This window comes from Roseomonas sp. FDAARGOS_362 (genome assembly GCF_002754815.1).
Classification (GTDB): Bacteria; Pseudomonadota; Alphaproteobacteria; order Acetobacterales; family Acetobacteraceae; genus Roseomonas; species Roseomonas mucosa.
Map to the genome: position 1 here is coordinate 233,281 of NZ_CP024588.1, position 13,009 is coordinate 246,289.

Annotated in this window: 12 protein-coding genes; 5 read left to right on the forward strand and 7 right to left on the reverse strand. The window is 73.4% G+C overall.

The annotated features are described in order from the left end of the window. The first annotated feature begins 42 nt into the window (after positions 1-42). Positions 43-1,191 (forward strand): helix-turn-helix transcriptional regulator, encoded by a 1,149-nt coding sequence (locus CTJ15_RS05835; RefSeq protein WP_099781321.1) that lies wholly within the window; start codon positions 43-45, stop codon positions 1,189-1,191. Positions 1,192-1,381: 190 nt separating this feature from the next. Here CTJ15_RS05835 and CTJ15_RS05840 read toward each other — a convergent pair whose 3' ends face one another. From CTJ15_RS05840 to hrpB, 3 genes are read right to left on the reverse strand one after another with little or no spacing between them, the layout of a single operon-like run. Then, a complete protein-coding gene (locus tag CTJ15_RS05840; protein WP_099781322.1) occupies positions 1,382-3,019 on the reverse strand; it encodes a Na+/H+ antiporter in 1,638 nt (545 codons plus the stop codon). Positions 3,020-3,070: 51 nt separating this feature from the next. Next, complete coding sequence (locus CTJ15_RS05845; RefSeq protein WP_075823521.1) at positions 3,071-4,363, reverse strand: MFS transporter; 1,293 nt, start codon at positions 4,361-4,363, stop codon at positions 3,071-3,073. Further along, positions 4,360-6,837 (reverse strand): ATP-dependent helicase HrpB, encoded by a 2,478-nt coding sequence (gene hrpB / locus CTJ15_RS05850; protein WP_099781323.1) that lies wholly within the window; start codon positions 6,835-6,837, stop codon positions 4,360-4,362. The genes CTJ15_RS05845 and hrpB overlap by 4 nt, the downstream gene beginning before the upstream one ends. A gap of 85 nt (positions 6,838-6,922) precedes the next feature. On the opposite strand from hrpB, the gene CTJ15_RS05855 reads away from it, so the two are divergent. From CTJ15_RS05855 to CTJ15_RS05870, 4 genes are all read left to right on the forward strand, one after another. Continuing rightward, on the forward strand, positions 6,923-9,181 hold the full coding sequence (locus CTJ15_RS05855) for a protein-disulfide reductase DsbD (protein ID WP_099781324.1): 2,259 nt from the start codon (positions 6,923-6,925) through the stop codon (positions 9,179-9,181). Next, positions 9,178-9,810 (forward strand): redoxin domain-containing protein, encoded by a 633-nt coding sequence (locus CTJ15_RS05860; RefSeq protein ID WP_019461482.1) that lies wholly within the window; start codon positions 9,178-9,180, stop codon positions 9,808-9,810. Before CTJ15_RS05855 ends, CTJ15_RS05860 begins: the two co-directional genes overlap by 4 nt. 67 nt (positions 9,811-9,877) lie before the next feature. Then, complete coding sequence (locus CTJ15_RS05865; RefSeq protein ID WP_126281840.1) at positions 9,878-10,219, forward strand: hypothetical protein; 342 nt, start codon at positions 9,878-9,880, stop codon at positions 10,217-10,219. A gap of 81 nt (positions 10,220-10,300) precedes the next feature. After that, a complete protein-coding gene (locus CTJ15_RS05870) occupies positions 10,301-11,188 on the forward strand; it encodes an alpha/beta hydrolase family protein (RefSeq protein ID WP_075823350.1) in 888 nt (295 codons plus the stop codon). A gap of 61 nt (positions 11,189-11,249) precedes the next feature. Here CTJ15_RS05870 and CTJ15_RS05875 read toward each other — a convergent pair whose 3' ends face one another. The 4 genes from CTJ15_RS05875 to CTJ15_RS05890 form a co-directional block, all read right to left on the reverse strand. Then, positions 11,250-11,606, reverse strand: coding sequence for a DUF952 domain-containing protein (locus CTJ15_RS05875; protein WP_075823349.1), 357 nt, complete (start codon positions 11,604-11,606; stop codon positions 11,250-11,252). Positions 11,607-11,631: 25 nt separating this feature from the next. After that, positions 11,632-12,129 (reverse strand): cell wall hydrolase, encoded by a 498-nt coding sequence (locus tag CTJ15_RS05880; RefSeq protein WP_099782099.1) that lies wholly within the window; start codon positions 12,127-12,129, stop codon positions 11,632-11,634. A 68-nt stretch (positions 12,130-12,197) separates the two neighbouring features. Beyond that, on the reverse strand, positions 12,198-12,569 hold the full coding sequence (locus CTJ15_RS05885) for a hypothetical protein (RefSeq protein WP_099781325.1): 372 nt from the start codon (positions 12,567-12,569) through the stop codon (positions 12,198-12,200). Between the two features lie 2 nt (positions 12,570-12,571). Continuing rightward, positions 12,572-12,988, reverse strand: a complete 417-nt coding sequence (locus CTJ15_RS05890; protein ID WP_099781326.1) for a hypothetical protein — start codon at positions 12,986-12,988, stop codon at positions 12,572-12,574. Positions 12,989-13,009: the final 21 nt, after the last annotated feature.

Below are 13,009 nucleotides of genomic sequence, written 5' to 3' on the forward strand. Positions count from 1 at the left end.
GAAGGATGCCGGGCGGCTTGATCGCCCGGCCATCCTGCGGCCATGCTGGGATGCCCGCCGGGAGGCGGACAAGGGAGCGATCCTGGCCTGACGGACGACGATCTCGATGCCCTGACCGACCGGATCTACGAGGCGGCGCTGCGCCCCGAGCTCTGGGAAGCCGTGCTCCGGGAGATGGAGGAGCTGTTCCGGGTCGGCGATGGCGGCGTGTCCCTGGTCACCATGGGGCGGCGGATCGAGTATATCAGCTCGCCGGGCCTACGGGACGCGGCGGGGGAATGGTTCGCCGAAGGCTGGCACCAGCGTTCGGACCTGCCGCGGCGGCTGCTGGAGCGTCCCGAGAAGCGCTTCCTGCAATACACGGAGCTCTACACCCGCGAGGAGATGGCGGCGGACCCGCACCACCAGGAGTTCCTCCGGCCGAGGGACCTGGGCTGGGGCACCTATTCGATGGTGGACTTGCCGAATGGGGAAAGGCTGATGTTCAGCGTCCAGCGGCAGCTTTCCCGGGGGCCGCTCGATGCCGGGCAGGTCCGGCTCCTGCAAGCACTGCGGCCGCATCTGGCGCGTGCCGCCACGGTCACCGCCCGGATGGGCCGGAGCCAGCTCGACCGCCAGCTGGATCTGCTGGAGGAGATCGACCTGCCTGCTGCGGTGCTGGGCCTGGGCGGGCGCGTGGTGGTGGCGAACGCGGGCTTCCGGGTGCGGCGGGAGGCGAAGGGCGGCGGGGACCGGCTGGCCCTGGCGGACGAGGCGGCGGAGCGGCAGGTCCTCGCGGCGCTGGAGGCGATCGCGGCGTCGCGGCTGCCGCCGGTGCTGTCCTTCGCCGTCGCGCCCGGGGTGTCGCAGCTCCCCATGATCCTGCGCCTGCTGCCCTTGCGCCGGGGGGCGCAGGAGCTCTTCACGGGGGCACTGGCGGTGCTGGTGCTCCACGATATCCAGCCGCCCCCGTTGCCGGAGGCGGCGATCCTGAGCGACCTCTTCGGCCTGACGCCGGCCCAGATCCGGCTGGCGAGGCTGCTGATGCAGGGCCACAGCCTGCCGCAGGCGGCCTCGGCCACAGGGCTGTCACGCGAAACGCTGCGGACGCAGCTCCGCTCCATCTTTGAGAAGACCGGCACCGGGCGGCAGGCGGAGCTGGTGGCCCTGTTCAGCCGCCTGGCCCTGTGGACGAGGCCGCAGCGGCGATAGGTCGCCCGCCAGGAATGGCCGCCTGGCCCGGATGTTCGCGGCAAGCCGGAGCGGGGCCTTACAGGGCGATGCCACGGCGGCGCAGTTCCTGCCGGTGCTTGGCGATCGCGCCCTCCGCCACCTTCCGGCCTCCGCTCCCCGCCCGGAATGGTTGTGGGTTCGCCGTGCGGGAAGGGTCATCCGGTTTCGTTCAGGAAACGTAGCGCGCCTCGGTCAGATCGATCTCGCGCACCAGGTGCCTCAGCGTCTCGTCCTCGATGCGGCGGGCGCGGCGCAGGCGGTAGAGCTCGTCGCGCTCGGCCCGCAGGCCGGCGAGGCGCAGGTGCCGCTCGACGGCCACGCGCTTCTGGGCGCGTTCCTGTTCCTCCGGCTCCGGCGCATGGGTGTCGCTGGCGCGGCAATAGGGTTCCATGGCTTGGGAGGCGGCCTCGGCGAAGAGGTCGGCGTCGTCGCGGCCCTCGGCCAGTTCGTGCTGCTCGCGCTCGATGGCGCGGATGGCGGCGCTGGCGGCGGCGGCGCGGGCCTCGTCCTCCTCGTGCTGGTGCGTGGGCTGCGGCGGCAGGCGGAGGTTCCGCAGCAGGGGCGGCAGGGCCAGGCTGGCCACGACCAGCGAGAGCAGGATGACGCCCATGGCGAGGAAGATGGCGAGGTCGCGCGCCGGGAAGGGCGCGCCGTCCGGCGACACCAGCGGCAGGGTGAGCACGCCGGCCAGGGTGATCGCGCCCTTCACGCCCGCGAGCGCCATGACGGCGACGAGGTGCCAGCTCGGCCGTTCCGGCGAAAGTCCCTTTCGCGAGGCGTGCAGCAGGATGAACTGCACGGAGATCCAGACCCAGGCGAAGCGCAGCGCGGCGAGGCCCAGGGTGATGGCGATGACATAGAGCAGGAGCCAGCTCTCGTCGTGGTGCTCGGCCTGGTTCACCGTCGCGGCGGCACTCGCCAGGATGCGGGGAAGCTGCTCGCCCAGCAGGACGAAGATGGCGCCGTTGGCGGCGAGCTGCACCGTGTCCCAGACCGCGATGCGGCGCATGCGCGTGACCGCCATGGCGATGCCGAGGTTCTCCACGTAGTTCATGGTGATGCCGGCGGCGACGGCGGCCAGGATGCCGGAGGTGTGCACGTGCTCGGCGGCGAGGTAGGCGCCGAAGGGGATCAGCAGGCTGACCAGCGTCTGGATGCCCGGGTCCTCCCCGGCGCGGCGCAGCAGGCGCTTCTGCACGAAGCTGACCACCACGGTCACGGCCACGCCGACGGCGACGCCGCCGAGGGCGAGCTGGAGGAAGGTGACGGAGGCCTCGGCGAGGGAGAAGGTGCCGGTGAGCGCGGCCGCGACGGCGAAGCGCAGGCAGACCAGGCCGGAGGCGTCGTTCAGGAGGGACTCGCCTTCCAGGATGTGCATCAGCCGGTGCGGGATGGGCACGCGCGCGGCGACCGATGAGACGGCGATCGGGTCGGTGGGCGAGAGCACGGCGGCGAGGGCGAAGGCGACGGCCAGCGGCATGGCCGGGATCAGCCAGTGGATGAAGAGGCCCATGCCGAGCACGGTGAAGACGACGAGGCCCAGCGCCAGGGCGAGGATGGTCCAGCCGTCGCGGAAGAAGCCGCGCTTGGGGATGCGCCAGCCGTCGAGGAAGAGCAGGGGCGGCAGGAAGACGAGGAAGAAGATCTCGGGCTCCAGCTCCACCTCGAAGTGCGGGCCATAGGCCAGCAGGGCGCCGATGGCGATCTGGAGCAGGGGAAGCGGCAGCGGGACCGGGGAAAGGCGGGCGATGTAGTTGCTCACCACCACGGCGAGCAGCATGACGAGGACGAGGGTGACGATATCCATGTGATTTCCCGAGCCTGCTTCCGTCTCCGGTTCCGGCGGCGCCTCTCCCGCCTATCGCGACAGCGCTTCCAGGTTGTCCACGCGGCGCAGCGCCGGAAAGACCCGCATCCAGAGCAGCACGATCACGATGCTGCCAATGCCGCCCAGCACCACGGCGGGGACGGTGCCGAGCAGCGCGGCGGTGACGCCGGATTCGAACTCGCCGAGCTGGTTGGAGGCGCCGATGAAGAGCATGTTCATCGCGTTGACGCGGCCGCGCATGTGGTCCGGCGTCGCGAACTGCACCAGCGCGGAGCGGATCACGACGCTCACCACATCCGCGGCCCCCAGCACGACGAGCGCCGCGACGGAGAGCGGCAGCCAGGTGGAGAGGCCGAAGACCACCGTGGCCAGGCCGAAGACGCCCACGGCGCCGAACATCTTCAGCCCGGCATGGTGGCGCATCGGAAAGCGCGCCAGCAGCAGCGACATCGCCAGCGCGCCGATGGCGGGAGAGGAGCGCAGCAGGCCGAGGCCCCAGGGGCCGGTGTGCAGGATCTCCTTGGCATAGACGGGCAGCAGCGCCACGGCGCCGCCAAGCAGCACGGCGAAGAGGTCGAGCGTGATGACGCCGAGCAGGATGGGCCGGGTGCGGATGAAGCCGATACCGGCGAAGGCGTTGGCGAGCGTCAGCGGCTCGCGCCGCGGCGGCGTGTGGTCCAGCCGGATCAGCGTGGTGGCCAGGGCGGCGGTCAGGAAGAGCGCGGTGACGATCGAATAGGCAAGGCCGGCGCCGAGCGCGTAGAGGAGGCCGCCCAGGGCCGGGCCCAGGATCATGGCGGTCTGCATCGCCGAGCTGGTGAGCGAGATGGCCTGTTGCAACTGGGAGGACGGCACGAGGCCCGGCAGCAGGGAGGTGGTGGCGGGGCTCTCGAAGGCGCGGGCGGCGCCCACCGCCGCCACGGCCACGAAGACCAGCCAGGTCGGGGTGTGGCCCGCCAGGGCGGTGGCGGCCAGGGTGAGGCCGGCCAGGGCCTCGGCGAGCTGGCAGGCGCGCATGATGTGGCGGCGGTCGTACTGGTCCGCGATATGGCCCGCCGGCAGGGTCAGGATCATCTGCGGCACGAACTGGGCGAGGCCGACCATGCCGAGGGCGAAGGTGCTGCCGGTCAGCGCATAGACCTGCCAGCCCACCGAGACGGCGATGACCTGGAAGGCCAGGGCGGAGGAGACCCGGGTCACCCAGAAGAGCAGGAAGGAGCGGTTTCGCAGCAATGGGGACGCCGCCTCGGCCTGGGCGGCGGATGGCGCGGTCGCGGTGTTCAGGGGGCCGTCGCCGGCCGGCTGGGATGGTGCGTCACTCATGCGGGGGCGGTCGGGTCCTCGGGCCAGGCATGTTTGGGATAGCGGCCGCGCATGTCCTTGCGGACATCGGCCCAGGCGCCGCGCCAGAAGCCGGCGAGGTCGGCGGTCAGCGCCACCGGGCGTCCGGCGGGGGAGAGCAGGGCCACCTGCAACGGCACGCGCCCGCCCATCAGCGGCGGCAGGCTGGCGAGGCCGAAGAGGTGCTGGGCGCGGGCCTCCAGCGTCGGCGGGTCGCGGTCGTAGTCGATGGCGGCGGAGCGGTTGTTCGGCAGGTCGAGCCGGTCGGGGAGCTCCGCGTCCAGGCGCCGGCGCTGTGGCCAGTCGAGCAGGCCGGAAAGGATCTCGTGGGCGTTCAGGTTGCGCAGCTCGGTCAGCTTCGTCAGCCCGTGCAGGTGCGGGGCGAGCCATTCCTTCGCCCGCGTCGCGAGCGCCTCGTCGGAGACATCGGGCCAGGATTCCGGCTCCACCCGATGCGCCCAGGCGAGGCGGGCGCGCAGACGGCGGGAGGCGTCGGTCCAGGGCAGGTCGCGGAAGCCGCGCCCGGCCACGGCCTCCGCCAGGGCCTCCGCGACGGCCGTGGGGTCGGCGACGGGGAGGGTGGTCTCCTCCAGCACCAGGGGGCCGAAACGCAGGCGGCGGCGGGGCAGGACGGCGCCGGCACGGGCGTCGAAGCTGGCGCCTTCCTCCCGCACGAAGCGTTCGGGGAAGCGTTCCTCCAGCACGGCGCGGCTGAGGGGGGCCGCCATGCGGATGCGCGCCTCGGTGCCCTGGAGGGCGAGGTCGGCCACCGCGAGCAGCGGCTGCTTGCCCAGCGGGTCGGTGGCGCCGAGCCGGGCGCCCTGCCCCGAGGCGAGGCGGAAGGCGCCGTCCATCGTGCCGCGCTTCGCCGCGATCCGGTCCGGGAAGCCGGCGGCGAGCAGGGCGCCGGGATCGCCCTCCGCCGCCATGCCGCCCGGCACGCGCAGGCGGCGGCGGTGCAGCCCGGCGGCGCGGCGGATGCGCGACAGGGTGGCACGGTCGGCGCCGGGATGGTCGCCGCCGCGCAGCAGGTCGAGGCGCAGCTCGATGTCGGAAGGCGCGTCGCGGTCGCGGGAGGGGGCGCGGATCGGGTCACGTTCCTCCAGCAGCGCCGCGAGGTCGGCGGCCAGGGCGCGTTCCTCGGGAGAGGTCGCGGCCTCCATCATCCGGGCGAGGCGGGGGTGGGTGCCGAGGCGCGCCATGCGGCGGCCGGTCGGGGTGATGCGGTTCTCCGCGTCCAGGGCGTCGAGGTCGCGCAGCAGGGCACGGGCGGCGGCCAGCGTGCCCTCGGGCGGCGGGTCGGGGAAGGCGAGGTCGCGCGGCTCGGCGCCCCAGGCGGCGCAGTCCAGGGCGAGGCCGGACAGCTCGGCCTCCAGGATCTCCGGCCGGTCGGCCAGCGGCAGGCCGCGGTGCAGCGCCTCGCTCCAGAGGCGGATGGCGACGCCCGGCTCGGTGCGGCCGGCGCGGCCGGCGCGCTGTTCCGCCGTGGCGCGGCCGATGCGGACGGTGACGAGCTTGGAGAGGCCGGAGGCGGGGTCGAGCCTGGGCACGCGGCGGAAGCCGCCATCCACCACGATGCGGACGCCGGGCACGGTCAGCGAGGTTTCGGCGATGGAGGTGGAGAGCACCACCTTGCGCCGCGTGGAGGGGGAAAGGGCGCGGTCCTGCTCGGCGGGCGGGAGTTCGCCATGCAGGGCGATGACATCGGCGTCGAGCCCGCCCACCTTCAGCCCATCCAGGCGCTCGGCGGTCCGCGCGATCTCGCCCCAGCCGGGCAGGAAGGCCAGCACGTCGCCCGGATGCTCGCGCAGCGCCTCGCGGATCGCGCCGGCCATGGCCTCCGGCAGGTCGCGCGGCGAGGCGAGGTCGCGCGGGCGGTGGCGGATCTCCACCGGGAACATCCGCCCCGCGCTCTCGATCACCGGGGCGGGGCGGCCTTCCTCGCCGAGCAGGGTGGCGAAGCCGGCGGCGTCCAGCGTCGCGGACATGGCGACGAGGCGCAGCTCCGGCCGCAGGGCGCGTTGCAGGTCGAGGCAGAGGGCGAGGCCCAGATCGGTGTCGAGATGGCGCTCGTGCGCCTCGTCGAACAGGACGGCGGCCACGCCTTCCAGCCCGGGATCGGATTGCAGGCGGCGGACCAGCAGGCCCTCGGTCACGACCTCGATGCGGGTGGCGTCGGAGACGGCGCGGTCGAGCCGGGTGATGAGGCCCACGGTCTGGCCCAGCGCCTCCCCCCGCAGGTCGGACATGCGCCGGGCGGCGGCGCGGGCGGCGAGGCGGCGGGGTTCCAGCACCAGGATGCGGCCATCGCCCAGCCAGGGCTCGTCCAGCAGGGACAGGGGGACCAGGGTGGTCTTGCCGGCGCCTGGCGGGGCGACCAGGACGGCGTTGGAAGCGTCGCGCAGGGCTGCCGCCAGGCGCGGCAGGGCTTCCGTGACGGGAAGTTCGGGGAGCATGTTGCCGTCAGATAGGCGCAAGCGTCGCGCTTTGTCACATGCCGAGGATTGCAAGGCGTTCATGTTGTCGCGTTTAGTGAGGCGTATGGCACAGGTGGTTGGCTTTCCGGGGATTCCGGCGGGAGGGGGGCCGGCGAGGCTGGCCCTGGCCGCCGCGATCCTCGTGGCCGCCCCTTTGATCCCGCCTCTGGTCGCGCCGGGCATTGGCTGGAACGGCGCGCAGGCCGCCGAATCCGCACCCGTCGCCTCGCCGCGCGCGACCGTGGTGCTGGCCAGCGAGATGGCGGCGGTGGCGCCGGGGCAGAGCTTCCGGCTGATGCTGCGGCAGAGACTGGCGCCGGGCTGGCACACCTACTGGACCAATCCGGGCGATGCGGGGCAGCCGCCGGAACTGGCGCTGGACCTGCCCGCAGGGGCCTCGGCCGGGCCGCTCCGGTTCCCGGCGCCGGAGCGCATTCCCTTCGGGCCGCTGGTGAATTTCGGCTATGAGGGGCGGGCGGATTTCCCGCTGACCGTGACAGTGCCGGGCGACCTGGCGCCGGGGCAGGTCTTCACCGTGCAGGGCAGCGGCAACTGGCTGGTCTGCGAGAAGGTCTGCATCCCGGAGGAAGGGAGCTTCCGCCTGGACCTGCCGGTGGAGGCGAAGCCGCGGCCGGATGCCGTGCTGTCGGCGGCCTTCGCCGAGGCCGAGGCGGCGCTGCCCAGGCCCTCGCCCTGGGCGGCGCGGGCGGGCTTCGACGGGCCGCGCGGCGCCATCGCGCTGGACGGGGCCGAACTGGGGCCCGGTGCGGTGAAGCAGGCCTTCTTCTTTCCGGCGGAGTGGGGCGCGGTGGACAATGCGGCGCCGCAGCCGCTGAGCCTGCGCGACGGGGGGCTGGTGCTGGGCCTGTCGCGGGGCCAGGGCGATGCGCCGAAGGAGCGGCTGGAAGGCGTCGTCGCCATCACCGACGCGGCCGGGACGCGCGCCGCCTATACGGTGTCGGCGGCGATCGGCCCGGTTCCCGTGGCGGCGGAGGGCGTGCCGGTGGGTGCCGCGGCGCCGGCGGCGGGCGGCGCCACGCCCCGGGCCGCCGTTCCCGGCATCGGCCCGTTGCAGACGGCTCCCTGGGCCATGCTTTGGGCGGCGTTGGGCGGGCTGCTGCTGAACCTGATGCCCTGCGTCTTCCCCATCCTGGCGATGAAGGCCATCGGGCTGGCCCGACTGTCGGGCGAGGCGCGGCGGCGGGTGCGGGTCCATGCCGCGAGCTATTGTGCCGGGGTGGTGCTGTCCTTCCTGGTGCTCGGCGGCGGGCTGCTGGCGCTGCGGGCGGCGGGGGGCGTGGCGGGCTGGGGCTTCCAGTTCACGCAGCCGGTCTTCGTGGCGGTGATGGCCTGGCTGATGCTGCTGGTCGGGCTGAACCTGTCCGGCGTCTTCGCCTTTGGCGGGCCGGTCTCGGCCGGGGGCGGGCTGGCGGCGCGGGGCGGGCATTCGGGCAGCTTCCTGACCGGCGTGCTGGCGGTGCTGGTGGCCACGCCCTGCACCGCGCCCTTCATGGCGGCGGCGCTGGGGGCGGCGCTGCTGCTGCCGGCCCCGGCGGCGCTGGCGGTCTTCGCCGCGCTCGGGGTCGGCATGGCGCTGCCCTATGCGCTGCTGGCGCTGTTCCCGGGGCCGGCGGAGCGCCTGCCGCGCCCGGGGCCCTGGATGGAGCGGCTGCGGCAGTTCCTGGCCTTCCCGATGTACGGCGCGGCGGCCTGGCTGGCCTGGGTGCTGGCGCAGCAGAGCGGGCCGGACGGGGTGCTTCTGGTGCTGGGCGGCGCGGTGCTGGTGGGGCTGGCCGCCTGGGCCTGGGGACAGGCGCAGCGCTCGCCCGAGGGGCTGCTGCAACGGGCCAGCCGCGGGCTGGCGGCGCTGGCGATCCTGGCGGGGCTGGCCGGGCTGACGCGGCTGGACACGGCGGCGCCGCCAAGGATGGCCGAGGCCGGTGGCGAGGCCTGGTCCGAGGCGCGGCTGGCCGCGCTGCGGGCGGATGGCAGGCCGGTCTTCGTCAACCTGACGGCCGCCTGGTGCATCACCTGCAAGGTGAACGAGCGTGTGGCGCTGGACCAGCCTTCCGTGCAGGATGCCTTTTCCCGCCGTGGCGTCACGGTGCTGGAAGGCGACTGGACGCGGGGCGACCCGGCCATCACCGCCCTGCTGCGGGCCCATGGGCGGGACGGAGTGCCGCTGTATCTGCTGTACCCGGCGGGAGGGGGTGAGCCCGCCGTGCTGCCGCAGATCCTGACCGAAGGGATCGTGCTCAGGGCCCTGGACGACACGCTGCATGGCGTGGCCGGGACGGAAAAAGGGAGAAGGGGAACCACGTGAGCAAGCCGCCGACGCGCCGGAAGGTTCTGGCCGGCACCACCGCCGTCGTTTCGACCTGCCTGCCGCGATGGGCGCTGGCCGCGCCGGTGATCGGGGCCCCGGCGCCCGAATTCAGCCTGCCGGACCAGGATGGCGCGGTGCGCAGGCTGGCGGAGCAGCGTGGCAAGCTCGTGGTGCTGGAATGGACCAACCACGAATGCCCCTATGTCCGGAAGCATTACGGCAGCGGCAACATGCAGGCCTTGCAGCGGGAGGCCACGCAGCAGGGGGTGGTGTGGTTCTCGGTCGCGTCCTCTCCGGAGGGAGAGCAGGGGCATGTCACCGGGCGGCAGGCGAAGACCCTGACCGTCCAGCGCGAGGCGGCGCCGACGGCGGTGCTGCTGGACCACCGCAGCCAGGCGGCGCGGGCCTATGGCGCCACCACCACGCCGCAGATGTTCCTGATCGGGACGGACGGGACGCTGCTCTACATGGGCGGGATCGACTCCATCCGCTCCACCCGGCAGGAGGATATCGAGCGCGCGCAGCCCTTCTTCCGCGATGCGCTGCGGACGGCGCTGGCAGGCCGGCCGGTGGAACGGGCCTCCACGCCGCCCTATGGCTGCGCGGTGAAATACGCGCCGATCTGAGGCCGGGCGCTTAACCTTCCGGCAGGAGGATGGGGCGCATCCTGCGGCGATGCGACCGATCCCGCCGATGGCTCCGCTGCTCGCGATGCTCGCGCTTCCGCTCTGCATGACCTTCGCGGGGGCGCAGGGCGTGCCGGGCGATGCCTTTCCCGCCCATGCGCCGCCGATGCCCGTGTGCAACGCGCCCCGCGACGGCGTGGCAGCCTGCCTGGGCGGGCGGCAATGCCTTTGCCGCTTCGAGCGCGGCGGCAGCATCGCCGGGCGGCCGGACGGGTATCGCTGGGATTGCGGGGTGCTGCGCCCGTCCTGCGCCGAGGTTCCGGCGGAGACCGCGCCGCCCGCCGCCGGGATGCCGCTCTTCCCGCAGATCACCCTGCCGGAACCGGAGGGCTGGCCGCAGAGGCGATGAGCCGCCGCGCCGCTTCACAGGGATGGACCCGCATGGTTCCCTTCGCGCGCCGGAGAAGGGACTCCGGTGGAGGAAACGAACATGCCGGACCATCACCGGAGACCGCCCGGGCGCGGGCTGCGCGCCCTTCTGCTTTTCGCGATGCTGCTCCTGCTCGCGCCATCGGCCTGGGCCGGAAGCATCGTGACGCGGGAGTTCCGCTCCGAGCAGCTTGGCCGGGCCTGGCGCTACAACGTCTATCTGCCGGATGGCTATGACGGCGGCACGCTGCGCTATCCCGTGCTGTATCTGTTGCACGGCAATGGCGGCTCGCTGAACGAGTGGCCGGTGAAGGGCAACCTTCAGGCGACGGCGGACCGGCTGATCCGCGCGGGCGAGATCCCGCCCGCCGTCATCATCCTGCCCGATGCCGGGACCACCTGGTACGTGGACCGCAAGGAGAAGATGGAGAGCGCCTTCTTCCGGGACCTGATCCCGGATGCGGAGAAGAGCTTCCGCGTGCTCGACACGCGCGAGGGGCGGCTGATCGGCGGGCTGTCGATGGGCGGCTTCGGCACGCTGCGCTTCGTCATGCTGCATCCGGAGATGTTCGCGGCGGCGGCGTTGCTGTCGCCCGCGATCTACGATCCGGAGCCGCCGGAGAATTCCTCGGCCCGCCGCGTGGGCGTCTTCGGCGCGGAGCAGTACGATCCGGCGGTGTGGAAGTCGCTGAACTGGCCGGTGCTGTGGGACGGCTTCCTGGAGAAGAAGATCGCCGTGCCGATGTACATCAACTCCGGCGACGACGACGACTTCTTCATCGAGGGCGAGGCGACGCGGCTCTACGACCGGTTGCGCCGCGCGGGACAGCCGGCGCAGCTCCGCATCGTCGATGGCGCGCATGTCTGGCCGGTCTGGGAAAGCACGATCGGCGACGCGATGCGCTACGTCTTCTCCTTCGCCTCCCGGCCGGTGATCCCGGCGCCCTGAGACGAGCGGGTGCCGTGGTGGCGGGGCCGGTGCCCGCCGCCACGGTCCCGGGCGGCGGGTCTCAGGGGATTTCTTCGGGGAAGATGTGCCGCCCGTCCGGGTCGAGCGGGACATGCGCCGCGGCGCGCACCGCGGAGAGCGGCAGCGGGCCGTAGAGATGCGGGAAAAGGCCGGGGCGGGACCCCCCGGCGGCCGGTTCCCAGCGCAGCGCATCGCCGAGCGCCGGGACGGAGACCGCGACCATCCAGAGATCGGCCTCCCCGGCGCGGTGCTTCGCGGCGCTCTGCCGCAGCTGCGCCGCGGCGGAGAAATGCAGGAAGCCGTCGCGCCGGTCGTCGGCGGAACCGTGATAGGCGCCCGCCGCCTCGGCGTCGCGCCAGTCCTCGCCACGGACGAGGGTGTAGATGGTCTGCTCCATGGCGGGGAGTTGTAGCACCGCCGTGTCAGACGGCGAGGGCCAGGGCGGGGCCGCGCGGCCGGACACGCGCCTCGGCGGGTTCGGGACGGTAGAAAAGCAGGCCGCCGATCTCCGCCACCGGGGTGCGGCCGATCGACCAGGAGGGCTGGCTGTCATCCGCATGCATATGCGTGGCGCCGCCGGTCGGGTCGGGCAGGGCGCCTGCCAGGGCGCGCAGCGCGACACGGTGGCAGAGCTCCATCTGGGCCGAATGCGCGGCCACGCCGCCCGGCGCGGCGGCCCGCAGACGCGCATGGTGCGGGTGGCGGGTGTTCCAGCAGGGGAACTGGAAGGGCGCGCGGCAGATGCCGGTGATGCCCTGGCCCCAGTGGCCCTGGCCGGAGCGGTGGCGGTTCATCACCAGCGCCGCCAGCGCCTCGATGGCGCGGAGCGGGCGGTCGCCGGCCTCGGCATAGAGGGTCAGGGCGAGGATCGCGGCATCATGCGCGCGGCTGTCGGCGGAAGAACTGTCGGTGGAGGGCATCGCGGCTTTTCCGGGAAGGTTCATGGGGAAGGGCAGTCCGGGAACGAAACGGGTAAATTCCACCCGCATCAGGTTTCGATTTCCTCAAGACCGGGCAGGGAAGGCCGCGATTCGCGGCCGGGCAGCGCGGCATCGGGCTGGTGGCGCAGCGCATGGGCCCGGGCGTGCCAGGCGCGGGCGAGTTCGTGCGCCCGGTCGCAATCCGCCTGCAGCGCCTCCAGGCGCAGGCGCATCTTCTCCAGCTCCTGCTCCTGCCGGGCGATCCAGGCGCTCTGCCGCGCATCGAGCGAGGCCATGACCTGGGCACGCTCCTGCGCCTGGCGCTCCTCGCTGGTCAGGCGCGTGGTCAGCCAGGCGCCGCGCGCGTTCAGCCAGAGGCCGATGGCGGAGATGGCGCCCGAGGCCAGCACGACCCACCAGGGGCTCGACTGGTCGGACATGCTCAGGGCAGCTCCGGCCGCAGGCGCACCAGGGAGACGAGGTTGATCGCCGCCATCACGGCATAGAGGGCCATGGCGGGGGCAGCCGGATCGGCGAGGAGCAGGGCCAGGAACAGGGTGGTCCACCACCAGCTCCCGAGGAAGCTCGCGGCCCGGCGGGCGCGGCGCTGGTCGGCCAGCAGCGAGGCCACCTGGATCAGCCCCAGCACGGCGCCGCTGGCCTGCCAGAAGCGCTCGTCGGCCAAGGGGAGCGGCAGGGAGGTGGCCAGGCGGAAGGTGGGGCGGGCACCGGGCTCCACCGCCGCCAGAAAGGTCCAGAGCGTCCAGACCAGGCAGCCGGCGCCGGCCCAGAACTCGGCCCACCAGGGTTCGCGCCGCAGCAGGCGCCCGAGATGGCGGAAGAGGGGCTCAGCCGGCATGGCGGTTCCGGCGGCGAGGTG

What these genes read in the sequence shown, in the direction of transcription:
- CTJ15_RS05835 (WP_099781321.1), top strand. Translation starts at nt 43, where the DNA reads ATGCTGGGATGCCCGCCGGGAGGCGGACAAGGGAGCGATCCTGGCCTG.
- CTJ15_RS05840 (WP_099781322.1), bottom strand. Translation starts at nt 3,019, where the DNA reads ATGGATATCGTCACCCTCGTCCTCGTCATGCTGCTCGCCGTGGTGGTG.
- CTJ15_RS05845 (WP_075823521.1), bottom strand. Translation starts at nt 4,363, where the DNA reads ATGAGTGACGCACCATCCCAGCCGGCCGGCGACGGCCCCCTGAACACC.
- hrpB (WP_099781323.1), bottom strand. Translation starts at nt 6,837, where the DNA reads ATGCTCCCCGAACTTCCCGTCACGGAAGCCCTGCCGCGCCTGGCGGCA.
- CTJ15_RS05855 (WP_099781324.1), top strand. Translation starts at nt 6,923, where the DNA reads ATGGCACAGGTGGTTGGCTTTCCGGGGATTCCGGCGGGAGGGGGGCCG.
- CTJ15_RS05865 (WP_126281840.1), top strand. Translation starts at nt 9,878, where the DNA reads ATGGCTCCGCTGCTCGCGATGCTCGCGCTTCCGCTCTGCATGACCTTC.
- CTJ15_RS05870 (WP_075823350.1), top strand. Translation starts at nt 10,301, where the DNA reads ATGCCGGACCATCACCGGAGACCGCCCGGGCGCGGGCTGCGCGCCCTT.
- CTJ15_RS05875 (WP_075823349.1), bottom strand. Translation starts at nt 11,606, where the DNA reads ATGGAGCAGACCATCTACACCCTCGTCCGTGGCGAGGACTGGCGCGAC.
- CTJ15_RS05880 (WP_099782099.1), bottom strand. Translation starts at nt 12,129, where the DNA reads ATGCCCTCCACCGACAGTTCTTCCGCCGACAGCCGCGCGCATGATGCC.
- CTJ15_RS05885 (WP_099781325.1), bottom strand. Translation starts at nt 12,569, where the DNA reads ATGTCCGACCAGTCGAGCCCCTGGTGGGTCGTGCTGGCCTCGGGCGCC.
- CTJ15_RS05890 (WP_099781326.1), bottom strand. Translation starts at nt 12,988, where the DNA reads ATGCCGGCTGAGCCCCTCTTCCGCCATCTCGGGCGCCTGCTGCGGCGC.